This window comes from Streptomyces xanthii, assembly GCF_014621695.1.
GTDB lineage: Bacteria > Actinomycetota > Actinomycetes > Streptomycetales > Streptomycetaceae > Streptomyces > Streptomyces xanthii.
This window is the reverse complement of record NZ_CP061281.1, coordinates 6480419-6503715: the sequence shown is the minus strand read 5'-3', so window position 1 is coordinate 6503715 and position 23297 is coordinate 6480419. Positions and strand designations below refer to the sequence as shown.

Genomic DNA, 23297 nt, shown 5'->3' with positions numbered 1-23297 from the left:
GCGGGCCGGTGGGGCTTCTCGCGCAGTTCCCCGCGCCCCTGAGGTGCACGCCCTTCGGGCGCACCTCAGGGGCGGTCAGTTCCAGTCGGAGAAGGCGGTGAAGCCGCCGGCCTCCGCGAGCTGCTCCGTGACGCCTTCGAGGTCCTCCGGGAGGAGGCTCCACACGATGAAGTCCGTGCGGACCTCGGCCCAGCCGCCGTCCTCCGTGCGCGTACGCGCTATGCACGCGTTGCGCAGGACGCCTTCGCTGATGCAGCCGATCTTCTGGGCGACCTGCTGGGAGGCCGTGTTGTCGGCGGCGGTGCGCAGTTCGATGCGCTCCATGCGCTGGTCGCGGAAGAGCCACTGGGCGGTGGCGAGCGCGGCCTCGGAGGCGTACCCCTCGCCGCGGGCCCAGGGGGCGACGATGTACGACAACTCGGTGGCGCGTACGTGCCAGTTGGTCTTGGTGAGCTGGACGACGCCGACGAGGCGCTGGGTGAGGAACTCGGTGACGGCGAGGTCGAGGCCGCGTCCCGAGGTGCGCTCGCGGGGCGCGTACTCGGTGATCCAGCGGCGGGCGCCCTCCTCGGTGAAGGGCTGCGGGACCGAGGTCCAGGCGGCGACGAGCTCGTCGTTCATCATCTCGGTGAGGGCGGGGACGTCGTCCTCGTCGAGGGGGCGCAGCACCAAGCGCTCCGTGCTGATGGAGATCTCGGGGAAGGTGTTCGTCATGCGCCGCTCCGTAACCTTCGTGGCCGCCTCTTCGTCCCTCGTGCCGGCCGGGGTGAGTGCCCAGCATGCAGCATGAAGGCACGTCACTGCACATGGGGGCCGCACCCGTTGCCGGGTGCGGCCCCCGTGGAACGGCCCATGGACGGCCGCGGAAGTGACGCCGGATCAGAACGAGGGCAGGACGGAGCCCTTGTACTTGTCCTCGATGAACTTCTTGACCTCGGGCGAGGTGAGGAGCTTGGCGAGCTTCTTCACGCGGGGGTCGTTCTCGTTGCCCTCCTTGACGGCGAGGACGTTGTTGTACGCGTTGCCCTTCGTCGACTCGAGGGCGAGGGCGTCCTTGGCCGGGTTCAGGTCGGCACCGATGGCGTAGTTGCCGTTGATCACCGCGCCGTCGACGTCCTGCAGGGAGCGCGGGGTCTGCGCCGCCTCGACCTCCTTGAACTGGAGGTCCTTCGGGTTCTTGGCGATGTCCTGCGGGGTGGCCGTGGCCTCCGAGCCCTTCTTCAGGCCGATGACGCCGGTCGAGGCGAGGAAGCGCAGGGCGCGGCTCTCGTTGTCGGCGTCGTTCGGGAGGGCGATGGTGCCGCCCTTCTTGAGCTCGTCGATCTTCTTGAACTTCTCGGAGTAGAGGCCGAGGGGCTCGAGGTGGACGACCGCGACGGACTTGAGGTGCGTGCCGTTCTTCTTGTTGAAGTCTTCCAGGTACGGAACGGTCTGGAAGTAGTTGGCGTCGACCGAGCCGTCCTCGGTGGCGTTGTTCGGCTGGACGTAGTCCGTGAACTCCTTGACCTCGAGGTTGAGGCCTTCCTTCTTCGCCAGGTTGTCCTTGATGTAGTTCAGGACCTCGGCGTGCGGGACGGGAGTGGCCGCGACGACCAGGGGGTCGGAGGCCTTGGCCTTGGCGTCGCCCTTGTCGGAGCCGCAGGCGCTGAGGCCGAGGGTGAGGGCTCCGGTGACGAGGACAGCAGCGGTGATCTTGGTGGTGTTACGCACGAAAAGTGCCTTTCTCCATGGGTGGTGCAACCCGCCGGGGGACGGGGAGTCGGGGGACGTGACCTCGGGGGTCAGCGGGTGGTTCAGCCGGCGGTCTTGCCGGTGGTGCCCGCGGTGGCTTCGGCGGCTACGGGGCCGCCGGGGAGGAAGCCGCCGAACAGGCGGAAGCGGAGCGGTTCGCCGCCCTTGCCGGCGCGGCGGTGCAGGACGCGCGCCCCGCTGTCGCCCGCGAACTGGATGAGCGAGATGACGACGGCGAGGACCGCGACGGTGATCCACATGAGGTTGCCCTCGAAGCGCTGGTAGCCGTAGCGGATCGCGATGTCGCCGAGGCCGCCGGCGCCGACGGTGCCCGCCATGGCCGAGTAGCCGATGAGGGCGACGATCGTCGTGGTGGTCGCGGAGATCAGCGAGGGCAGCGACTCGGGCACGAGGACCTTGCGCACGACGGTCCAGGTGTTGCCGCCCATGGACTGGACGGCCTCGACCAGACCGCCGTCGACCTCGCGCACGGCGGTCTCGACGAGCCGGGCGAAGAACGGGATGGCGCCGATGGCGAGCGGCACGATGGCGGCCTCGCGGCCGATGGTGGTGCCGACGACCGCGCGGGTGAAGCTCATGAGCGCGACCATCAGGATGATGAAGGGCATCGAGCGGACGATGTTCACGACCTGCCCGATGATCTTGTTCACCAGGGCGTTCTGGAGCAGTCCGCCGCGGTCCGTGAGGACGAGCAGCACGCCGAGCGGGAGGCCGCCGACGATGGCGATGAGCGTGGACCAGCCGACCATGTAGAGGGTGTCCCAACACGCCTGGGACAGCAGCGGCTGCATCTCCGACCAGGTCACTTGGTGACACCTTCCTTCTGCAGTACGGGGGCGCTCTCGCCCTGCGGGCCCTGGATCTCGACCTGGAGGCCCTGCTCGCGCAGGAAGCCGACGGGCACGACGTTGTCCTCGTAGCGGCCGGGCAGTTCGATGCGCATGCGGCCGACCTGCTTGCCGGCGACGGTGTCCATCGCGGCGCCCAGGATCGAGATGTCGATGTTGTAGGTGCGCGACAGCTGCGAGATGACGGGCTGGGTCGCGGACTCGCCGTGGAAGGTGACGTCGATGACCGTGCGGTCGGCGCCGGTGGCGTCGCCGCTGACCGGGAAGAGCGCGGAGGCGAGCTCCGAGCCGGGCGTCGCGAGGAGCTCGCTGACGGTGCCGGACTCGATGATCTGTCCGTGCTCCATGAGGGCGGCGGAGTCGCAGACGGTCTTGACGACGTCCATCTCGTGCGTGATGAGCAGGACGGTCAGGCCGAGCTGCTGGTTGAGGTCGCGCAGGAGCTGGAGGATGGAGCGGGTGGTCTCGGGGTCGAGGGCGCTGGTGGCCTCGTCGGAGAGCAGCACCTTCGGGTCGCCGGCCAGGGCGCGGGCGATGCCGACGCGCTGCTTCTGGCCGCCGGAGAGCTGGGCGGGGTAGGCCTTGGCCTTGTCGGAGAGGCCGACGAGGTCGAGCAGTTCCAGCGCCTTGGCGGAACGTTCCTTCCCCGACTTGCCGAGGATCTCCAGCGGCAGCTCGATGTTGTCCTGGACGGTGCGCGAGGACAGCAGGTTGAAGTGCTGGAAGACCATGCCGATGCGGCTGCGCGCCTCGCGGAGCTGCTTGCCGGCGCGGGGGCCGCGCCCGGCGAGGGCGGTGAGGTCCTGTCCGGCGACCGTCACGGTGCCGGAGGTGGGGCGCTCCAGGAGATTGACGCAGCGGATGAGGGAGGACTTGCCGGCGCCGGACTGGCCGATGACGCCGTACACCTCGCCTTCGCGGACGTGCAGGTCGACGCCGTCGAGGGCGGTGACCTCTCGGCCGCGCGAGCGGTAGACCTTGGTGAGGCCCTGGGTGGTGATCACGTGGGTTTCCGTCACTGTCGAGTGCGCGGCACGGGGTGTCGCCGGGCACGGGGCATTCATTCGGGAAGTTGCGGAAGTCCGGGCGCGCGTGCTCTCGCTCTCGACGGGGAGCGGTACTGGGACCAGTACGCGGAGACTGTGCGCGGGCAGACCTGGATCTCGCTTCGGGGCGCGAGAACGGGGTTCCCTCCCTGCCCCAGGGGCGCGGGAGAGGTGCGGGGGCCCTCAGAAGGCGCACATTCGACACATACAGCGAGCACCGGGCGTCCTGGTCGCCTCGGTCGCAAGGATGCGGCTGCTCGTCGTGGTCATGCGGGCAAGTAAAGCAGACGTGAGGGCCTTTCCGGCCGGTGCTGTCCGTATAGCGGACAGCCGTGGACGGGTATGCGGAGGCACTCGCTCCCCTCCGGCGATCCCCACGCCGGCCGTCGTGGCCAGCACTGACACGGCCGAGCGGCCCTCCGTGACGGCGACGGCGGGCGGGTGCGCAGCCGGGTGCGTTGTGGTCAACGCCACGGTCCGCCCACCGGCGGCACGGACGGCCGCCGGGCGGCCCGGGGGCGAGGGCGGCGGGTCTTCTGTCCCGTAATAGGGTCTGGGCCATGCTTGATGTCCTGACCCTGGTGACGGGTCTCGCCGCGCTCGCGCTCGCCGCGTGGTGCGGTTTCGCCGCCTATCGCGACCAGCCGACCAAGGACTGGCACTTCATCGGGATGGCCGTGGTGTCGGCGCTGGCGCTGCTCCAGCTGGTGGTCGGGATCGTGCAGCTGGCCCGGGGCGAGAAGCCGGACCAGGGCACGACGATCTTTGTCGCGTATCTGATCGGGGCGTTCGCGTGCGTCCCTGCGGCCGGGTTCATGTCGCTGGCCGAGCGGACCCGCTGGGGTTCGGTGACGGTCGCCGCGGGCGGTGTCGTGCTCGCGGTCCTCGAAGTACGGCTCTACGACATCTGGGGAGGATGAGGTGGCGGTGACCTCTTCGGACAGCGCGGGCAGCACGGAGAACACGGACAAGGCGGAGCGGCCGGAGCGGGGCGGGCGGCGCCGGCTCATCGGCGGGCCCGGGCTGCTGCTCGTGTGGCTCTACGGCGTGATGGTCGTCGGCGCGGTGTCGCGCTCGGTCTTCCAGATCTCGACCGAGTTCGACAAGGCGCCGCTGGCGTACTCGCTGTCGGCGGTCGCGGGCCTGGTGTACGGCTTCATCACGTACTCGCTGGTGCGCGGCGGCGACCGCGCCAGGCGTTCGGCCTTCGTGTGCTGCGCCCTGGAGCTGGCCGGTGTGCTGATCGTCGGCACGTGGACGCTGGTGGACGCCTCCGCGTTCCCGGACCAGACGGTGTGGTCGGACTACGGGATGGAGTACCTGTTCATCCCGGTGCTGCTGCCGGTCACCGGGATGTACTGGCTGCGCAAGGGCGTGCTGCGGCAGCGGCCGGAGGCCGCCGCCGCCTGAGCAGCGGTCAGGCGCTCGCGGCGAGCGCCGAGGCGTCGATCTCCTTGGCGAGGGTGACGAGGGTGAGCCGCTCGTCCACCTGACGGGTGGAGACCTGTGCGTAGCCGTGCTTGCGGTACAGGCGCAGGTTGTGTTCGCTGCGGTGGCCGCTGAACAGCTGGAACCGCTTGGCCGTGCCGGCGAACGCGGACTCGATGGCGGAGAGCAGCCGGCCGCCGAGGCCGTGGCGCTGCATCCGCGGGTGGACGATCAGCTTGCCGATCCATGCGGTGCCGTCCGCGTCGACGGTCCCCCGGACGGAGGCCACGACCTCGTCGCCCAGGCGGGCCACCAGAACGGTGCCGGCCGTCAGTTCGGTCCTGACCGAGTCGAGGGACTGTGTGAGCGGCTCGATCGAGTAGTCCCCGTAGAGCTGCGCCTCGCTCTGGTAGCAGAGGTACTGCAGTTTGAGGATCTGCTCGGCGTCCGCATCGGTCGCCGCAGAGATGGTCACGCTCATGCCCATGTGTGCATGCCTCCCGCTCACCTGTTCGCCGGTTGCCCTCACTCTTTTCCCCAGCGACGCCTCGGCGCAACCTCGGCGGGCAGGATTCTGCGCAGGCATCCCAGACATCTGGAACGTTCCGGCCCAAGACTGCCCTGTGAGATACCCAACTCACCTGCGATTTCACGGTAAGTGAGGTCTTTCGGGGACAGGAGTGCGCCGATGAGGCCCGGGCAGCGGCCGGGCAGCCGGCGTACGGCCGAATGCAGGGCACGGGCGCGTTCCGTGAGGAGGGTGTGGTGCTCGGGGTCGGCGTGGTCGGGGTGCTCGGCGACGGGCTCGACGGCGTAGGGCTGCTCGTGCCGGGCGGTGCGGCGGTGCCGGCGGGCCTCGGCGCGGACGGTGGCGGTGAGCCAGGCGGCGGGGTCGGCGGGTGGCCCCTGGGTGTCGAGGTGTTCCAGGAGGCGGAGCCAGACGGCCTGCTCGAGGTCGGCCCGCCCGTCGCCGGGCAGCTCGGCGCGGGCCTCGGCCGCGAGCAGCGGGCGCAGGGTCTCGAAGACGGTGTCGTGGATCATGCCCGGCGGGACGCGGCCGCCCGCTCCCCCGGTTGCCGGGGCGGCCGCGTCTCACTCCAACCGGGACCGGCGGCTCAGCCGTTGACGAAGTCCTCGCGGGCGAGCAGGCCCGTGTCGCAGTTGTCGGTGAAGATGCCGTCGATGCCGGTCGCGAAGTAGGTCTTGAAGGCTCCGAAGGCGTCGCCGTACGCGTTCGGGTCGGTGCCCTTCCTGAAGTCCGCGGGCAGGAAGGTGTTCTCGTTGCGCATCGTGTACGGGTGCAGGATCAGCCCGGCGGCGTGCGCGTCCCGCACGAGGGTGGTGGGCTCGCCGAGCTTGCCGCTCTTGTCCTTCGGGATGATCAGGTCGAGGGTCGGACCGATGCCCTGCGCGTAGCCGGCGATCTCCTCGAGGCCCGCGGGCGTGATGAGGTCGGCGACGGTACGCGGGTCGCCGTTCTCGACGAAGTCCGCGGGGCGGGAGCCGGCCGAGGAGAGCAGGACGACGAGCGGGTTGTCGACGAGCTTGTCCAGGCGCTGGATGCTGGTCGGCTCGAAGGACTGCAGGAAGACGGGCGCGTTCTTGCGGTGCAGGCCGTGGGCGCGCAGCAGCTTGGCGATCCGTTCCTCGAGGCCGAGGCCGAGCTTGCGGAAGTAGGTGGGGTGCTTGGTCTCGACGTGGATCCAGACCTCGCGGCCCCGGGCGCGGCTCTGCTCGGCGCGCCACGCGAGCACCTCGTCGAAGGTGGGGATCTCCCAGCGGCCGTTGTAGAGGGTGTTGTGCGGCCGGTTGCCCGGGATGCGCTCGACGGCCCGCAGGGTCTTCAGTTCGGCGAGGGTGAAGTCCTCGGTGAACCAGCCGGTGGTGGAGACGCCGTCGATGACCTTCGTGGTCCTGCGGGAGGCGAACTCGGGGTGGGCCGAGACGTCCGTGGTGCCGCCGATCTCCGGCTCGTGGCGGCAGACGAGCCGGCCGTCCTTGGTGGGGACGATGTCGCCGGCCTCGATGACGTGGGCGCCCATGTCGAGCGCGAGTTGGTAGGAGCCGAGGGTGTGCTCGGGCCGGTAGCCGCTGGTGCCGCGGTGGGCGATGACGGTGGGCACGGGCAGCGCGGTGTACCCCTGCCCCGAGTGATTCCCGCCACTGGCCCGCTCGGCGGCCCGGGCCGTGCCGGGCAGGGCGACGGCGGCCGCGCCCGCGCTCAGCACCGCGGCGCCGAGCAGCGCCCGGCGGCCCACTCCCCCACCGGTGCCCGCCTCGTGTGCCGCCTGAGCCTTCTCGTTCCCCATGGAGCGCTCCTCCCGCCGAGTTACCGCCTTGTACCTGTCAAAGCGGGACCGATCGTAGGTGCGCGGGAGTGACGAGGGGGAGACCGCGTACGGAACGTCGGGGTGATGCGGGATGACCGCTGTGTGTCGCGCGCGTGGCAGGGGTGCGTCGGTGACGTCGTGCGGGATCAACCCGGATCAACACTGTGTATCCACTCGGTGAACCCGATGTGCGGTAGGACGGTACGCGCGAGTATCGTCCTCACCTGCACAGACCTTATGTCCATTCCTTGACCCCGGAGGGCCCGTTGTCCCGCTTCGCGCTCATCAAGGCAGTGCTCGGACCGATCATGCGCCTGATGTTCCGCCCACGGGTGGAGGGCGCCGAGAACATTCCGGGCGACGGCCCCGTCATTCTGGCCGGAAACCATCTCACGTTCATCGACTCGATGATCCTGCCGCTCGTCTGCGACCGGCAGGTGTTCTTCATCGGCAAGGACGAGTACGTCACCGGCAAGAGCCTCAAGGGCCGCCTGATGGCGTGGTTCTTCACCGGCGTCGGCATGATCCCGGTGGACCGGGACGGCGCCAACGGCGGTGTGGCCGCGCTGATGACGGGCCGCCGGGTCCTGGAGGAGGGCAAGGTCTTCGGCATCTACCCGGAGGGCACCCGCTCCCCCGACGGCCGTCTGTACCGCGGCCGGACGGGCATCGCGCGCCTGACGCTGATGACCGGCGCGCCCGTCGTGCCGTTCGCGGTGATCGGCACGGACAAGCTCCAGCCGGGTGGCGCGGGCATGCCGCGTCCGGGCCGGGTGACCCTGCGCTTCGGCGAGCCGATGGAGTTCTCCCGCTACGACGGCATGGGCCGCGACCGGTACGTGCTGCGGGCCGTGACCGACTCGGTGATGGCCGAGGTCATGCGTCTGTCGGGCCAGGAGTACGTGGACATGTACGCCACGAAGGCGAAGGCCGCGTAACCCTCCACCTGCTGTGACCGGGGCCCGGCCCCGCGGAGTTCGCTCCGCGGGGCCGGGCCCCGGTCGTCGCGCCGTGTTCACCCGGACGGCGTCACCGGGGCGTGTCACTTCTCCAACTGCTGGCCGCGCAGCAGGAACCAGGCCGCGACCGAGGTCGCGAGCAGCACCGCGGCGCCGATGCCCGCGGCCACCTGGAGCCCGTCGACGAAGGCGCCCTGCGCCGAGCCGAGCAGCTCGTGGGCCTGCGCCGGCGGCAGCGCGGCCGCGGACTCGACGGCGCCGCCGAGCGAGGCGTGGGCCGCGTCGGCGACCTCGGCCGGGGTGCCGGCGGGGGCCGTGAAGCCCGCGTAGACGCCGGTGACGATCGAGCCGAGCAGGGCGATGCCGAGCGCCGCGCCCAGTTCGTACGCCGTCTCCGAGACCGCCGAGGCCGCGCCCGCCTGTTCCTTGGGGACGCTGGAGAGGATGACGTCGGCCGTCACGGTGAACGAGAAGCCGGCGCCGACGCCGACGACCAGGAGCACCGTGCCGAGCAGCGGGTAGCCCGTGTCCTGGCTCAGGCCCGTGAGGACGGCCAGGGACAGGCCGACCGCGGCGAGTCCGCCCGCGACGACGACGCGCACCGAGAAGCGGCGTGCGACGGCGCCGGCGACGAGTCCGGCGACGACCGCGCCGATCGCGGCGGGCAGTTCGGCGAGACCGGCCTCGAAGGGCCTGCGGCCCTGGACCAGTTGGAGGAACTGGGACAGGAAGAACACCAGGCCGGACAGGCCGAGGATGGTCAGCAGGTCGGCGAGGACCGCGCCGGAGAAGCCCCGGTTGCGGAACAGGCGCATGTCGAGCAGCGGCGACTCCAGGGTGAGCTGGCGCCGCACGAACCCGGCGAGGGCACCCAGGCCGATGAGCGCGGACAGGGCGACGTCCCAGGTGAGACCGTGCGCCGCCGCCTCCTTGACCGCGTAGACGACACCGATCATGCCGACGAGCGACAGGCCGACACTGGGCAGGTCCCACGGGCCGGGGACCGGGTTCTTCGACTCGGGGATCAGCTTGGCGCCGATCACCACCAGCACCGCCATGACGGGCAGGTTGATGAGGAACACCGAGCCCCACCAGAAGTGCTCGAGCAGGAAGCCGCCGACGACCGGGCCCACGGCCGCGCCGGCCGAGGCCATGGCGCCCCAGATGCCGACGGCGAGGGAACGCTCGCGCGGGTCGTGGAAGATGTTCCGGATCAGCGCCAGGGTCGAGGGCATCAGGGTGGCACCGGCGACGCCGAGCAGGGCGCGCGCCAGGATCATCAGCTCCGGCGTCGTCGCGTACGCGTTGAGCACCGAGACCGCGCCGAACGCCACGGCGCCCGTGAGCAGCAGCTTCTTGCGGCCGATGCGGTCGCCGAGGCTGCCCATGGAGACGAGGAGTCCGGCGATGACGAACGAGTACACGTCGCCGATCCACAGCAGCTGCGTGCCGGAGGGCTCCAGGTCCTCGCTGATGTAGGGGGTCGCGAGGCCGAGGACGGTCGCGTCCACGGCGACGAGCAGCACGGCCAGCACGAGCACGGAGAGGGCGAGCCACCGGCCGGGGCGCGCCACCACCTCCGGTACCTGGGGTCGCTGGTGGGTGCTGGTCATGGTTCCACGCTCCGTCGTGCGCCGCCGAGCAGCAGCTCGGCGATCATGTATGAGAAGTCCTTGGCCGCGACGCGGCCGTCCTGTACGGCCCAGGCCGCGCTGGCGACGAGGCCGTAGAGCGCCTCGCACAGCCAGGCGGGGGTCAGATCGATCCGGAACTCGCCGGATTCCTGGCCGCGCCGGAACAGCGCGGCCATGCGGGCGTCCATCCGGGCCCAGCCGGCGTGCTGCTCCTCGCCCTCGAACAGCTGGCTCTCCGTGTTCAGGAAGGCCAGCAGCGGGGCGGCCGCCTCGAGCTCGCGGATGAGCCGGCGCAGCGCGTCCTCGGCCGGGCCGGAGTCGAGGGCCGCCCGGTCGAGGGCCGCCTCGCACTCCTGGATGCCCAGCTCCTCCAGCGCGCGCACGAGCGCGTCACGGCCCGCGAAGTGGCGGTGCAGCGTGGCGCGGCTGATGCCGGCGGCCTTCGCCACCTCGTCCATCGTGGCGGTGGACTTGCGGGTGAGGAGGGCCGCTGCGGCGTGCAGCGTCTGGGATCGGTCGACAGCCATGAGACGAGCATAGCTTGAATGAGACACAGATGTCTCATCCGGAAGGATGACGTCTCACAGCGCGTGCCGTACGGAGCCCATGGCTCTCAGAGGCCTTATAGGGCTTTTGCGAAGTGTGGGGCTATGCCTTCCATGCCTCCGTGCCCAAGGCCTCGGTGACCTCCTGGGTGTAGCGGGCGCAGGCCAGCCAGGTGCGGGCGAACGCGTCGAGGTCTGCGGGGGCCAGGCGGCCGAACGGGTCCCGGCCCCGGTCGGCGGCCGCGCGGAGCAGTGCCTCCAGGAGGACCGCGGCCGTGGGCAGGCCCGCCCGGCGCAGGGCGGGGGCCTCGTCGGGCCGGGCGAGGGTGAGGGCGCGGCGTCCGGCGACGAGGGACTGCTCGACGCGGCGGCGCAGGGGGTGGACGGGCGGCGGGGGCGTGCCGGGCAGGGGTCCGGGCGAGGCCTCGCCACCGCTGGCGGTCGGTACGGGGAGGTCGGCGCGGGTCAGCCGGTCCAGGCCGAGGTCGTGCCGGGCACCGGACGGCAGGCGCACCGCGAGGGGCATCACACGGGCCGGAGTGGAGGGGACGAGCCGGGCGATGAGCCGGACGCGGGTGCCGGGGGCCGAGGCAAGCAGGGTGAGGTTCTCCCGGTGGGCGAGTCCCGGGTCGTCGTGGGCGACGGCGAGCCGGACGGTGACCCCCTGACAGTGGGCCACCAGGCTCTCGCCGTCCCGCTCGCGGAGGACGCCGCCGAGGGTGGCGTCCAGGAACAGCAGCCCGTCCGGCGAACGGCGCGCCCGCGCCGCCTGGTCGGCCAGGGGTACGGACCACAGGGCGTCCAGCGGGGGTTCGGTCCAGTCGGCGCCCTTGGCCCGGACCGCCTGGACCGCCTTGCCCGCGCCGAGGCGGCCGTCCTCGGCGACCGTGGCGCCGGAGACCACGAGGCCGGCCGCGGACAGCTCGCGGTGGGTCAGGGCGGTGTCGCCGAGGCGGACGGCGCGGTCGGCGACGCCCCGCGCCCGGTTCGCCCCGCCCGGGGCGATGTCCGGGACCTGGTACAGGGTGCCGTCGGCGTCGGCGGTCCAGGTGACGCAGCCCGCGTGTCCGGTCGCGGTCAGGACGGGCTCGGTGAACAGGCCGTACAGGCGCAGCGATCCGGCCTGGGCGTAGCTGCGGCGGGCCGTGCCGCGCAGGGCGGCCGTCGCGGCGGGGTCCGTGCCGGACGTGCCCAGGGCGTGGGCGATGCCGAGCAACTCGGTGAGCGCGTCCGCCAGTTCGGCGGTGCGGTGGGCGGGGTCGGCGCCGCGGGCCGCGCGTACGCCGTTCACGACGCGGATCGCGGCGGCCGCGGGGCGGTGCAGGCCCGCGACCTTGGCGATGTGCGCGGCGCGGAGCAGTCCGGCCTGGGCGACGGCTCCGGCGCCGTCGACCCCGGCGTCGAGGAGTCGGGCGGCGGCGGTCCAGAGGGCGTGGGCGGCGACGGTGTGCTCGGTGGTGTCGTGTGCGGGGGTGCTCGGCTGCTCCGAGGGGCTCGGCTCGGGGTGGGCGGGGGGTCCCGTAGTCGCCTCAGTGGAATTCTGCTCCGCGCCTGGCCCCGACTCCGGCCGTGGCTCTGACTCCTGCTCCGGCTCCGGCTCCGCGCTCATGTCCTGGACGGCGTCGACCGCCACCGGTGCCAGGGTCGCCGCCGCCGCGCGGTGGACGCAGGCCGGGGACAGGAGGCAGTCGCAGTGGATCGCGTCCGGGGTGGTCACGATGCCGTCCGTCGGGCGGAGTTCGACGTTCGACTCCTCGTCCACGGCGATCCGGTGGACGCCCGACGCCGGGTCGACCGTGTGCGGGCGGGCCGCGAGCTTGGCCACGGCGGCGTCCAGCCGCTTGGCGAGCCGGGGGGTCAGCGCCTCGACGATCTCGGCGGTGACGTCGGGCAGCACCGGCGGCAGTCCAGCGGTGGTCATCGGATCCTCTCCCCCACCCAGCGGGCGAGTTCCAACGGGCTCAGGGCGGCCACGGGCATGCCCGCCGCCACGAGTTGGCCGGCCGTGCCCGGCGAGTAGCGCGGCCGGCCGGCGTCGTCGAGGCTGGCGCAGCCGAGCACATGGCAGCCCGCGCCGACGAGTTCGCGGACCTCGCCGAGGAGGCCGCCGACCGGGTAGCCCTCCTCGAAGTCGCTGATGACCACGACGAGCGTGCGGGACGGCGCGGTGACCAGGCGGCGCGCGTGGCGCAGGCCGGCCGCGATGTGCGTACCGCCGCCGACCCGTGTCTCCAGGAGCAGCGACAGCGGATCGCTGACGTGCTCGGTCAGGTCGATGACCTCGGTCGAGAACGCCAGGAAGTGCGTGGACAGGGCCGGCACGCCCGCGAGCACGGACGCGGTCAGCGCCGCCCAGATCGTGGAGGCCTCCATCGAGCCGGAGACGTCCGTGACGATGATCAGCCGCCAGTCGGCGGAGCGCCGAGCCCGCCCGTGGAAGACCGGGTGCTCGGGCACGACGACGATCCGCCCGTCGTCCCCGCGACGCGCCGTCGCGAGGTTGGCGCGCAGCGTGCGGGCCAGGTCGAGGCCGCCGCCGGGGCGCCGGGTGGGGCGGGCCGTGGCGGCGCCCGTGAGCGCGGGGCGCAGGCGGGTGGCGAGGGCGCGGGTCAGTTCGTCCACGAGGCGGCGGACGAGCGGGCGCAGTGCGGCGACCCGGGACTCGGGCAGGCCGCCCGCGTGCTGCAGGACGGTGCGCAGCAGTTCGACGGAGGGGCGCGCCGCGTCCGGGTCGAGCGCTTCGACGGCGTCGGTGCGGCCCGCCGCCGCGGCGGCGGCCAGGACTTCTTCACGTACACCGGGGCCGAACAGCGCGGTGAGCTCCTCGGCCCATTCCCGCACTCCGGGGTAGGGGGCCTCGCGTCCGCCGCCGCGCGCCCGCAGCCCGCCGCGGGAGCCCTCGCCGCGGCCGGCCCCGTACAGCTCGTCGAGCGCGGTGGCCAACGGGGCGGTGCGGGACGGCAGTTCGTCGGCATGCCGCCCGAGCGCGAGCCGCCAGCGCTCGGCCGGAGTGATGCTTCCTCCGGCTCCGCCTGCGGGGGGCACGGGGCCGGTGGGGTGCGGTGCGGCGATCGGTTGCGGTACGGGGGTCAGCGGCACGCCCAGATCCAGTGCGGCCACGGCCTGCGCCGCCGCCAGGTCCGCCCGCGTCCAGACCGCCTGGGTCGCCGGGTCGACCGTCAGATCGCCGACGGCCGTGCCGATGCGGGTCTCGACCGTCTCCAGGAGGCGCTCGCGCGCGGCCGGTGACAGGGTGTCGAAGCCGCCGCGCAGGGCGGGGAGCCGGTCGAGGAACGCCCGGTCGGTCAGCTCCGTCACCCGGTCGAGCAGCGGGTCCAGCGCGTCCGGCGCGGTCTCCAGGAGGGCGCCGGCGGCGGTGCACAGGCCGGTCAGACGGGCGGTCAGGGCGGCGCGCGCGGCGGAGCCGGAGGCGGCGTCGACCCAGGAGGCGACGCGGGCGCCGAGCTCCGGGGCCGGCGCATGGCCCAGCAGGACCCGTACGGCCGCCGCGGCGGCGGCCATGAGCGGGGTGCCGTCGGCGGCGAGCGCGGCCAGCGCGTCGGTGAGCCGCAGGGACCCCAGCGCGTCGGCGCGGCGCGCCAGTTCGACCAGGGCGCGGGCGTCCTCGGGGTCCTCGGAGCCGGTGATGCCCTCGACGGCGCGCACCGCGGCGGCGCTCAGCACCTCGGACGCCGCGGCGAGCCGGGCGGGCCGGTCGCCGTCGGGCGTGAACCCGGCGACGTGCCCGGCGGCGAGCCGGTCCACGAGGGCGAGCCCCGTGAGGAGCTCGGCCGGCGAACCGGCGGCCGGGAGCGCCCGGGACAGCTCCTCGAGTGCCTCCTCCGCGAGCTCGGGCAGCGCGCACTCGGCGGCGGCCACGAGCGCGGCGAGGGCCTGGGCGGGGGTGGGCCCGCCCTCGTCGCGGGCGGCGCGGGCCCGGGCGCGCAGGACGCCCTGCGCCGCCTGGGCCGGGGTCACGCCGCGCACGCTCGCGGTCGTCAGGACGGCGGCGGTCGCCGGGGTCCAGGTCACGGTCCACCGGGTGGTGAGCGCGTCGGCCCCGCCCGCGCCGGTGACCCCCTGCTCGTCCGCGTACGGCACTCCGCAGACGGTCAGGCGCCGGAACAGGATCTCGCGGCGCCGGTCGCGCGGGGTGCGCAGCGGGTCGAGCCGCAGGTCGCGCTCCTTGCCGGGCTCGGCCGGGCCGGGCAGTCCCAGTTCGGCCGCCTCCCGCTCGACGGCGGGTCCGAGTCCGCCGCGGGGTGCGGCGGGTGTGGGCCGGCCGGTGCGCTCGCCGACCAGCACGCGCTCCATGGCGCGGGCCACGGCGCGGCCCCGCCCGAGGGGTTCGCCCTGGGCGAGCACCGTCTGGAGCGCCTCGACGAGTTCACCGCGGCCGGGGGCGCGCAGCCCGCGCAGCGCGGCGAGGTCCCCGGCGACCCGGGCCACCTCGCGGGCGTCGGCCGGACCGCTCGGGTGTCCCTGGGCTCGGAGGTCCGCGCTGACGGCGACGGCGGCCCGCAGCACGGCCTCACGCAGCGCGTCCGGGTCCCCGGCCGCGTCCAGCACCCGGTGCTGCCATTCGGGGTCCCGGATGCCGGCCGGGTAGCCGGACCGGGCGTCGAGCAGCGGATACGTGTACGGGATGAGGCTGACGGTGCTGCCGGGGCCGCCGGCGGGCGGGTGTCCGGGAGCCTGAGGCTGCGTGCTCGGGGGATCCTCGGTCAGGGAGTCGGCGCTCAGGGCCGCCCCGGTCAGGGCGGCCGCGTGGAACGAGCCGATCACCGCCGCCGCCCGGCGCCCGTCCCGGCTCGCCTCGCGCAGGCGGCCCCGCATCCAGGACTCGCGGGCGAGGTCGAGCGGGTCGATGCCGGGGCCGTCCGCCGCGTCGCGGCGCAGGGCCCAGCCGGTGAGCAGGGCGGCGCGGCGCAGTTCCTCGGGGGTGGCACCGGGGGCGGGGGCCTCGACGAGGCGGTCCCACAGGTCGTCGCCCTCGCGGCCGGTGAGACGGTCGCGCAGGGCGTGCCGGAGATCCGGGCCCGAGGCGGCCGGGCCGTGCTGCCGGGGCTCGCGCCAGGCGCGGTCGGCGAGCGGCAGGTCGCAGGCGAGCACGGGCACGCCCGCGTCCCGGGCCCAGCGCAGCGCCGCCAGTTCGGGCGAGAAGTCGGCGAAGGGGTAGAACGCCGGGCCCCGCCGGTCCGCCGCCGCGTCCGCCCCGGGCTCCGGCTCCGGGACCGCCGCGAGGGCGACGGGCGCGACGGTCTCCTCGTCGGCCAGCCAGCCCAGGAAGTCCTGGGTCTCCGCGGGCAGTTCGACGAGCAGCACGTCGGGCCGCGCCGCGTCGAGCAGCCGGGGCACGGCGGCGGCGAGCGACGGCGCGTGGTGCCGTACGCCGATCAGGTACGGGCCGTCGGGCGCGGTGAGCGCCGCGACGGCCTCGTCCGGGGCCTGCGGCAGCGGCGGCGGGGTGGTCATGCGGGTCAGCCCTCCAGCACCGGTCGCAGGTCCCACAGGGTGCGCCAGGTGGCGGAGCCCTCCTCGGCGCGGCGGCGCACGGCCCCGTCCCAGTAGCCGAGCAGCCGGGCCGCGTCCGCCGGGTCGTCCTTGCGCACGACGCCCGTGAGGTGGCCGGGCAGCAGCGCGAGGGGGTCCCGGTCGCCGGGGAAGTACGCCGTGGCGAGACCCAGGGCGGTGGCCACGGACACGGCCTCGGCGGTGCTCATGACGGTGGAGGGCCGCTCGATCTCCCAGCCCTCGGCCGAGCGGCCGCTGCGCAGCTCACGGAAGGCGGTCACGAGGATGTCGAGGACCGTGTCGTCGAGCCGGTACTCGGCGCCGGAGCGCTCCACGGCGGCCCTGGACTGGCTGCGCACGAGGTCCAGTTCGGCCTCGAAGTCGCCGATGGGGCCGACGGTCTCGAAGTTGAACCGGCGCTTGAGGGCGGCGGACATCTCGGAGGCGCCCTTGTCGCGGAGGTTGGCCGTCGCGATGACGTTGAACCCGGGGGCCGCGTGCGCCTGGGCGTCCTCGGTGCCGGCGAGCTCGGGCACGGCGACGCGGCGCTCGGAGAGCAGCGAGATCAGCGCGTCCTGCACCTCGGGCAGGCAGCGCGTGACCTCCTCGACCCGGGCGACGGCGCCGCGGCGCATCGCGGTGAGGACGGGCGAGGGCACGAGCGCCTTCGGGCTGGGGCCCTGCGCGAGCAGCAGCGCGTAGTTCCAGCCGTACTTGAGCTGGTCCTCGGTGGTGCCGGCCGTGCCCTGGACGGTGAGGGCGCTGGTGCCGCTGACGGCGGCGGCGAGCAGTTCGGACAGCATCGACTTGGCGGTACCGGGCTCGCCGACGAGCAGCAGCCCGCGCTCGCCCGCGAGAGTCACCACGCACCGCTCCACGAGCGCCCGTTCGCCGACGAACTTGCGTCGGATCGTCATGCGCCGGGGCGTCCCCTCGGGCGCGGCGGCGCCCTCGGGCAGGCTCAGCGGCTGGTCGCTGCCCATGGCGAAGGTGACGACCGCGCGGGGCGTCAGCGCCCAGCCGGGCGGCCGCGGGCCTTCGTCATGGGCGGCGAGGAACGCCAGCTCCTGGGCGTACAGCTCCTCGGGCGGCACGATCTGGCGGGCCGGTGCGGCGCCGGTCGCCGTGTTCGTCTCGGTGATGGTCATGACCCCGTCTCTCTCACTGTCTGTCGAACTCCGCGTCGGTCCCGCGCTCGTGCGGTCAGCCACGCCTGCGGCCCTTGCTGGTGGCACGGGTGGTCAGCTCCTCGTACGCCGGGACGTCGCCGGAGCGGACCCGCTGCCAGGCGACGGCGAACAGCTCCGGCACGGGCAGCATCGGGACCGCCCTGCTGTCGCCCGGCACCGGGTACAGGCCGCTCTTCCACGCCTCCACCGGCAGCGCCGGGGACTTCAGCGCGAGCCAGCCGCCGGGCAGGAACAGGGCGCGGCCGGCCCGGGCGCGCTTGGCCTCGACGACGAGGTCGGTCGCGGCGAGTTCGGCGCGGGCCTTCTTCAGCCGGGCGGGCTTCCAGCCGGTCCAGCGCGCCACGTTGCGGTCCGTGGGGTCGGGCAGGGCGAGCAGCTGGAGGTAGAGGGCCGCGGCGTCGGCGCCGATGCCGTGGGTCTCGGCGACCTCGGTGACGAGCTCGGGCACACTGCGGGCCGGGTCCTGCGCGTAGCCCTCGAAGCCGCCGTCGGCCGCGAGCGTGCGGGCGAGTTCGTCACCGCGCACGGCCGCGATCCGGCGGACGAAGAGGCCGGCGGAGGACCGGGCGATGCCCTCGGCCAGGCCGACCGCCGGGTCGTCGGTACCGGTGAGCCCGGCGGGGCGCAGCAGGGTGCCCTCGTTCTCCGCGTACCAGGGGTGGAGGACGAACGCGGTGCCGGCGCGGGTCATTCCGTCCGCTTCCGCGCCGCCCGCCTCGGGCATCCCGTACGCCTTGCGGAGCCGGGCGGCGGTGGTGAGGCGGCCCTCGGCGGCCCAGGACAGGTCGGCGTCCAGGAGCAGTCCGGGGTCGGCGAGGCGCTCGCGCAGGGCGTCGAGTCCTTCGGGGAGCCGGGCGCGCAGCGGATGCCCGTACGGGAGGCCGTAGGCGAGGGTGGCGAGGCCCTCGACGGCGCCCGTGAGGGTGCGGCGGTTCGGCACCGCGGACGAATCCTCGGCGCGCAGCCGCCCGTTCTCGTCGAGGCGCTGGGTGGTGGTGCGGGTCAGCCAGGCCTGCCGGGCCGGGTTGAGGACGGCCTCGGTGGCGGGGAGGTCGAGGACGTCCGCGTCGCCGCCCTCGGGCAGCCGGACGAGGGTGCCGAAGCGCTCCGTCCACGCGGTGTGCGCGGCGTCCGTGTCGAGGCCGGTGCGCCACAGGGCGGTGAGGTCCTCGGGCAGCAGGGCGGCGGCGATCTCGCAGCGCTCGTCGAAGGGCAGGGCGCGCAGCCGCTCCTCGCCGTCCTCGATCTGGCCGCGGGTGAGGCCGGTCAGCTCACGGCACTCGGCCATGTCCGTGGTGGTGAGGGTGCCGGTGGGCCGGCCCGTGAGCAGCAGCGCGGCCTGGGCGGGTCCGCAGCCGGGGGCGGCGGCGAGCCGGTCGACGGCCTGCGCGTCCCACTGCGCGGGCCCGTGCGTCCGCAGCAGCGTGGCGAGTTCGGTGAGGCGCTCGGAGGTCACGCCCGCGCCGACGGGGGTGGCCGCGTGCACGGTGAAGTGGCCGACGGCTCCGAAGACGCCGGACGGGTCGTGCTCCAGCGCCCGCCAGGCCAGGAACTGCCCGCGGTCCTCCCCGTACAGGGACTCGGCCTCCAGGAAGACGAGGGTGCGCTCGCCCTGGCGGTGCACCTCGCCGCGGCGCACGGGCGATCCGTTCTTGCCCGGCAGGGGCTCGCGGAGCCGGACGACGCGCAGCGTGCCGCCGCCGGCGCCGAGCGGTCCGGCGGCGACGGCCTCGAACAGGTGGAGCAGCGCGGCCCGTTCGCCCTCGAACAGAGACGGGGCGGCGGCCCGCGTGGCGAGCACCGGCAGCCGGTCCAGGAGTTGCGGCCAGCCGCTGCTGGTGGAGGGGACGGTGCCCGGGTCGCGGGTCCAGCCCTCGGCGAGCGGGCGGGTGTCGGGGTGCGGCGCGGGGCCGTGGGCCGGGGTGCCGCCCAGCACGTCGTTGACGGCCTTGACGTGGCGCAGCACGGTCGGCTCGTCGCCGGACCAGTATCCGGTCACGGTGTGACCGAGCGCGGCGCGCACGGCGCTCAGCAGGGTGGTGTCGCCGCCGTGCTCCGGTGAGAAGTCCGCGTACATGGCCTGCGGCGGGCGAGGCGCGGCCGGGGCGCTCGGCCCGGCCGGCTCGGGGTCGGTGTAGCGCCGCGCGGTGGCGCGCAGGCCGACCGGGACGAGGGCGACCGAGGTGACGCCGGCGAGCAGGGCGAAGTCGGTGATGCCGGGCAGGGCGCGGGCGACGGCGGCGGATGTGGCGTCGGCCAGGTCCTGCCGGTCCTGGGCGCGCTGCTCCTCGCTGCGCTCGCCGCCGGTGGCGGCGATGTGCTCGTCCATGATGCCGGCGAGGGTGTCGACCAGGGAGGCGGCGAGCTCGTCGGTGCAGTCGCGCAGCGCCTTGGACCCGGCCTCGTCGCGGACGCGCAGCAGGTGCCAGAACGGGAGCGGCGGCACGAGCACGGTGCCGGCGGCGAACCGACCACCGGGGCTCCCGGGATGCGCGGCGACGAGCGGGCCGGCGGCCTTGGTCGCGCCCTCCTCGTAGAGGGCCACGAGGCCGCCCTGGTGGGCGAGCACGGGCGCGCTGCCGGGCAGGCGCAGGGCGCCGACCGGGATGGCGCCCAGGCCGTCGGGCAGGGTGACGGTGGTCCCGTCGGGGGTGCCGGCGGTGAGGGTGTCGCCGTCGGAGCGGACCCAGCGGCCGAGGACGGTGCCGTCCGTGCCGAGCGGGGTCTCCTCCAGGCCGGGCTGCATCGGCAGGAGTTCGCAGTCGGCGGGGCGCAGGCTGCTGCCGTCGCGCACCGCGGCCGCGAAGAAGGCGGGCAGCGAGGCGCGGCCGACCGCGCCGGTCGCCGCGTCGTACTCGATCCAGGACGACCCCGCGCTGGTGGTGCGCAGTCGCCAGTGGCCGGTGCCGTCGCCGATGACGCGCTCTTCCTCGGTGAGCTGGGTGTCTCCGGCGTGCAGCGGGCGGCGTCCGGTGGTGCGGCCGCCGGCGGGGAGCGGCAGGCCGGCGCCGCGGTCCCGGTGGTGGAAGAAGACGGTGTGCGGGGCGGAGAGGGCGAAGACGTCGCCGGGGCGGGAGGTCCAGTAGGCGCGGGAGCGGCCGTCCTCGCGCCACATGACGAGGAGGTCGCCGTCCACGTAGCGGAAGGCGGGGTCGGTCCAGCGGTCCGCCTCCTTCGGGACGCGCAGGTCGTGCTCGGCCAGGACGCCGTCGGGGCCCGCGACGACGGCCTTGTCGCGGTGGGAGACGATCAGGGCGGGCCAGGCCTCGGTGACCCGGATGCCGCCTCGGCCGTTCTCCTTCGGGGCGGGGCCCAGCCGGTGCATCGCCTCTTCGAGCGCGGGCCAGCCGAGCTCGTCGAAGAGTCCGGCGCGCAGGGTGCGGGCCAGGTTGCGGGAGAGGTCGTGGCGGCGGACGCGGTCCACGGCCTCCGGGTTGACCTCGGCGGCGACGGCACGGAAGCGGTTCAGCTGGTTCAGGACCATCTCGGCGCCGGGCAGTCCGGCGGCGGCGACGTAGGCGTCGGTCCGCTCGTCGAGCCACGTGCTCAGGACGCCGCGCAGCACGGGGTGTCCGACGACGGTGCGCAGGTGGAGCTTGTCGTTCCACCGGCTGTGGCCGACGTCGGCGCGGAGCAGCGGGCCGTAGTGTTCGTCGGCGGCGAGGGCGGCCAGGTCGCGGCGGCCCTCGGAACCGCCGTCGAGCCACTCGCCCAGGCCCAGCACGCGGTTGCGGTCCGAGGAGTGCGGGTTCGTGTGCCGGCGCGGGTCGGTGACGGGTACGCCGAGGGCGAGGCACAGGTCGAGCAGGTCGAGGTCGATGCGGCTGGCCCACTGAGTGCTCGCCTTGTCGAGGTCCACGGGGCTGCCGTCGGCGATGAGGCGCGGGGCCATCCGCTCGACGAGCGCGTAGGTCAGCGGGGTGCGGCGGCGGCCTCGGTACCCGCCCTGGAGGTGGGCGGCCCAGCGGGTCAGCCAGTCGCTCGCGGAGACCTCCGCGCCGGCCGCGGGGCCGGTGAGCAGTTCCTCGGCGCCGGACTCGGTGAGCAGGCCGAGCCACTGCTGCTCGGCGGCGGCGCCCCGGCCCAGGCCGGTGGGCACGAACTCCAGGAGTCGGGCCCGCACTTCGGGCCGCTCCTTGGCGAGGACGACGAGGGTGGCCTGGTACGCCGTCCAGAAGGAGGCGGGGGCGCGGACGACGGCCGGGGAGGCGAGCAGGTCGGCGAGGAGGGCGGTCTCCTCGGTGACGCGGTCGAGGCCCGCGGCCTTGATGAGCTTGCGCGCGTCCTGCGGCAGGGCGGCGTAGGGCGGCATGCCGGCGCCGCAGCGCTCGACGACGAGCTGCCGGTACTGGAGCCAGGCGTCCTCGGCACTGAGCCGGGCGGTGAGGTCGGCGACGTGCTCCTTGAGGGCCTTGACGGTGAGCGCGCCCGCGAAGGCGAACTCGAGGAACACGGCGCGCTGACGGGCCTCGTCGACGGTCAGGCTGTGCACGCGCTCGGCCTCGCGGGCCTTGCCGAAGAACTGCGCCGCGTACGTGGTGTTCTCGTGGCGCAGGAAGGCGCGGCCGGCCTCTTCGTAGAACGTGGGCAGGAAGTGGGGCACGGAGCGGCCGAGGCGCTCGCCGAGCGCCTCGAAGCCCTCCTTGGCGGCGCCCGCGCGGGACTTGGCCATGCGGGAGAAGCGCTCGACGTCCTTGACGAGGGCGAGTGCGTGGTGCCCGTTGGCCGGGTCGTGGACGAGGGCCCAGGCGGGGAAGCCGAGGGTCTCGCGGCGCACCTGGCCGAGGCCGTCGTGCAGGGCGGTGCGGGTCAGGCCGAGGAAGTCGAGGGCGAGGTCCTCGGCGTCGCCGAGGGTGCCGGGGACGAGGCGGACGACGGTGCGGCCTTCGAGGACAGGGTGTTCGTAGGCGCGGACGGTCAGCTCGTCGGCGTCCTCGCCCCGGTGGGTGCCGGGAAGCAGGACGGCGCCCGCCTCCAGGAGTACTCCGGTGTCGTGTGTCTGCTGGTCGTCGTTCATCCGCCGGTCCCCCGTCGCGCTGTTCCGTGTGTGCTGGTCGCTGATGTCGGTCGTGCTCACGCCGCCTGTTCCCCGTCCTCGACGTCGCGGCCGGCGTAGAGCGCGGCGGCCATGCGCATGCCCTCGGACCAGGCGACGGGGCCGACCTCGCCGAGGGTGAGGGCGCCGCCCTGGGGGGTGGTCCAGGTCAGCGGGCCCGTCTCGGTCTGCTCGTAGCCCTCGTAGTCGCCGACCCAGACGCGGGCCTCGATGCCGCGGCCGGCTTCGAGGACGGGCAGGACGGCCTGGCCGCCGCGGACGCGGTAGCCGAGGGAGGTGGCGCGGCCGACGAGGAAGCGCAGCTCCTTGAAGACGCCGCCCTCGTAGTCGTCGACGCCGCGGGCGCCCGTGTCGCGGTCGGCGCCGCGCACGTACGTCTCGCGGAAGAGCTGCTGGACGCCCTGCTCGACGCCGAGCTCGACGGCGAACTCGCGCAGCTCGTCGAGGTCGTCGAGGAGGACGGGGTGCGGGACGCGGATCTGCTCGGGGCTGATGCGGACGGTGTCTCCGTCGAGGTCGACGAGGCCGATGCCGCGCTCGGGGTCGGCGTCGCGCAGGAAGCCGGCGACGGTGCCGTCGGTCCCGGTGACGACGAGGTCGCGCAGGGCGGTGCGCCAGGACGGGTCGGGCCAGAGTCGGGCGAGGACGGCGGTCGGGACGGGCAGGGAGCGCGTCATCCAGTTCTCCACCTGGTCGCGGCAGTCGCGCTCGTGGCGCTCGAGCCACTCGGTGAGCTGGCGCAGGCCGATCACGGCCTGCTCGTCAGCGATCTTGGGGGGCACCGACTTGAGCAGACGCCCCTTCCCGTTCCGGCAGATGACCTTGCCGTTCTCGTCCAGGGCCACCTCGTAGTCGCCCGCGGGCATCCACCCCATCACTGCCTCCCCGACAGCCGTACCGATCAACTGCCGGGAACTCTAGAGGGGTGCACTGACAACGCGACGCGGCCCGTCCCCCGTACGAGGGGACGGGCCGCGTGAACGGCTGCCGGCGGG

General features: G+C 74.1%; 17 protein-coding genes. 3 read left to right on the top strand and 14 right to left on the bottom strand.

Features of this window, described 5'->3' with window-relative positions; genetic code table 11:
* Window positions 1–75 precede the first annotated feature (75 nt).
* From IAG42_RS29315 to IAG42_RS29300, 4 genes are all read right to left on the bottom strand, one after another.
* The gene (locus IAG42_RS29315) at window positions 76–714 is read right to left on the bottom strand and encodes a GNAT family N-acetyltransferase (protein WP_188339967.1); all 639 of its coding nucleotides are present in this window, start codon (window positions 712–714) and stop codon (window positions 76–78) included.
* Window positions 715–879: 165 nt separating this feature from the next.
* Window positions 880–1710 (bottom strand): MetQ/NlpA family ABC transporter substrate-binding protein, encoded by an 831-nt coding sequence (locus IAG42_RS29310; RefSeq protein WP_188339966.1) that lies wholly within the window; start codon window positions 1708–1710, stop codon window positions 880–882.
* Between the two features lie 83 nt (window positions 1711–1793).
* Window positions 1794–2558, bottom strand: coding sequence for a methionine ABC transporter permease (locus tag IAG42_RS29305; RefSeq protein ID WP_188339965.1), 765 nt, complete (start codon window positions 2556–2558; stop codon window positions 1794–1796).
* Entirely contained in the window at window positions 2555–3664 is a 1110-nt protein-coding gene (locus tag IAG42_RS29300; protein ID WP_188339964.1) for a methionine ABC transporter ATP-binding protein, read from the bottom strand. The genes IAG42_RS29305 and IAG42_RS29300 overlap by 4 nt, the downstream gene beginning before the upstream one ends.
* A 542-nt stretch (window positions 3665–4206) precedes the next feature.
* On the opposite strand from IAG42_RS29300, the gene IAG42_RS29295 reads away from it, so the two are divergent.
* Window positions 4207–4566 (top strand): hypothetical protein, encoded by a 360-nt coding sequence (locus IAG42_RS29295; RefSeq protein ID WP_188339963.1) that lies wholly within the window; start codon window positions 4207–4209, stop codon window positions 4564–4566.
* Between the two features lie 88 nt (window positions 4567–4654).
* A complete protein-coding gene (locus tag IAG42_RS29290; protein WP_188341666.1) occupies window positions 4655–5056 on the top strand; it encodes a hypothetical protein in 402 nt (133 codons plus the stop codon).
* Window positions 5057–5063: 7 nt separating this feature from the next.
* Here the strand turns inward: IAG42_RS29290 and IAG42_RS29285 are convergent, their stop codons facing one another.
* The 3 genes from IAG42_RS29285 to IAG42_RS29275 form a co-directional block, all read right to left on the bottom strand.
* Window positions 5064–5561: a GNAT family N-acetyltransferase gene (locus IAG42_RS29285; protein ID WP_188339962.1), complete on the bottom strand. Its 498-nt coding sequence runs from the start codon at window positions 5559–5561 to the stop codon at window positions 5064–5066.
* A 38-nt stretch (window positions 5562–5599) separates the two neighbouring features.
* A complete protein-coding gene (locus tag IAG42_RS29280; protein WP_188339961.1) occupies window positions 5600–6115 on the bottom strand; it encodes a sigma-70 family RNA polymerase sigma factor in 516 nt (171 codons plus the stop codon).
* Between the two features lie 74 nt (window positions 6116–6189).
* Entirely contained in the window at window positions 6190–7383 is a 1194-nt protein-coding gene (locus IAG42_RS29275) for a glycerophosphodiester phosphodiesterase (RefSeq protein WP_188339960.1), read from the bottom strand.
* Between the two features lie 269 nt (window positions 7384–7652).
* Between IAG42_RS29275 and IAG42_RS29270 the strand changes: the two genes are divergently transcribed.
* Entirely contained in the window at window positions 7653–8342 is a 690-nt protein-coding gene (locus IAG42_RS29270; RefSeq protein ID WP_188339959.1) for a lysophospholipid acyltransferase family protein, read from the top strand.
* 104 nt (window positions 8343–8446) lie between these two features.
* Here IAG42_RS29270 and IAG42_RS29265 read toward each other — a convergent pair whose 3' ends face one another.
* From IAG42_RS29265 to IAG42_RS29235, 7 genes are all read right to left on the bottom strand, one after another.
* Window positions 8447–9976, bottom strand: coding sequence for an MFS transporter (locus tag IAG42_RS29265; protein WP_188339958.1), 1530 nt, complete (start codon window positions 9974–9976; stop codon window positions 8447–8449).
* Window positions 9973–10524: a TetR/AcrR family transcriptional regulator gene (locus IAG42_RS29260; protein WP_223206203.1), complete on the bottom strand. Its 552-nt coding sequence runs from the start codon at window positions 10522–10524 to the stop codon at window positions 9973–9975. Before IAG42_RS29260 ends, IAG42_RS29265 begins: the two co-directional genes overlap by 4 nt.
* 121 nt (window positions 10525–10645) lie before the next feature.
* Window positions 10646–12463 (bottom strand): hypothetical protein, encoded by a 1818-nt coding sequence (locus IAG42_RS29255; RefSeq protein ID WP_188339956.1) that lies wholly within the window; start codon window positions 12461–12463, stop codon window positions 10646–10648.
* Window positions 12460–16017: a vWA domain-containing protein gene (locus IAG42_RS29250; protein WP_188339955.1), complete on the bottom strand. Its 3558-nt coding sequence runs from the start codon at window positions 16015–16017 to the stop codon at window positions 12460–12462. Before IAG42_RS29250 ends, IAG42_RS29255 begins: the two co-directional genes overlap by 4 nt.
* Window positions 16018–16022: 5 nt before the next feature.
* Complete coding sequence (locus IAG42_RS29245) at window positions 16023–17204, bottom strand: ATP-binding protein (protein WP_188339954.1); 1182 nt, start codon at window positions 17202–17204, stop codon at window positions 16023–16025.
* Window positions 17205–17259: 55 nt separating this feature from the next.
* The gene (locus tag IAG42_RS29240; RefSeq protein WP_223206202.1) at window positions 17260–22323 is read right to left on the bottom strand and encodes a hypothetical protein; all 5064 of its coding nucleotides are present in this window, start codon (window positions 22321–22323) and stop codon (window positions 17260–17262) included.
* A complete protein-coding gene (locus IAG42_RS29235; protein WP_188339953.1) occupies window positions 22320–23177 on the bottom strand; it encodes a DUF4132 domain-containing protein in 858 nt (285 codons plus the stop codon). Before IAG42_RS29235 ends, IAG42_RS29240 begins: the two co-directional genes overlap by 4 nt.
* Between the last annotated feature and the right edge of the window lie 120 nt (window positions 23178–23297).

Excerpts from the sequence above, each read along its gene's own strand:
- IAG42_RS29315 (WP_188339967.1), bottom strand. The coding sequence starts at position 714 with ATGACGAACACCTTCCCCGAGATCTCCATCAGCACGGAGCGCTTGGTG.
- IAG42_RS29300 (WP_188339964.1), bottom strand. The coding sequence starts at position 3,664 with ATGAATGCCCCGTGCCCGGCGACACCCCGTGCCGCGCACTCGACAGTG.
- IAG42_RS29295 (WP_188339963.1), top strand. The coding sequence starts at position 4,207 with ATGCTTGATGTCCTGACCCTGGTGACGGGTCTCGCCGCGCTCGCGCTC.
- IAG42_RS29285 (WP_188339962.1), bottom strand. The coding sequence starts at position 5,561 with ATGGGCATGAGCGTGACCATCTCTGCGGCGACCGATGCGGACGCCGAG.
- IAG42_RS29280 (WP_188339961.1), bottom strand. The coding sequence starts at position 6,115 with ATGATCCACGACACCGTCTTCGAGACCCTGCGCCCGCTGCTCGCGGCC.
- IAG42_RS29275 (WP_188339960.1), bottom strand. The coding sequence starts at position 7,383 with ATGGGGAACGAGAAGGCTCAGGCGGCACACGAGGCGGGCACCGGTGGG.
- IAG42_RS29265 (WP_188339958.1), bottom strand. The coding sequence starts at position 9,976 with ATGACCAGCACCCACCAGCGACCCCAGGTACCGGAGGTGGTGGCGCGC.
- IAG42_RS29260 (WP_223206203.1), bottom strand. The coding sequence starts at position 10,524 with ATGGCTGTCGACCGATCCCAGACGCTGCACGCCGCAGCGGCCCTCCTC.
- IAG42_RS29255 (WP_188339956.1), bottom strand. The coding sequence starts at position 12,463 with ATGACCACCGCTGGACTGCCGCCGGTGCTGCCCGACGTCACCGCCGAG.
- IAG42_RS29250 (WP_188339955.1), bottom strand. The coding sequence starts at position 16,017 with ATGACCACCCCGCCGCCGCTGCCGCAGGCCCCGGACGAGGCCGTCGCG.
- IAG42_RS29245 (WP_188339954.1), bottom strand. The coding sequence starts at position 17,204 with ATGACCATCACCGAGACGAACACGGCGACCGGCGCCGCACCGGCCCGC.
- IAG42_RS29235 (WP_188339953.1), bottom strand. The coding sequence starts at position 23,177 with ATGGGGTGGATGCCCGCGGGCGACTACGAGGTGGCCCTGGACGAGAAC.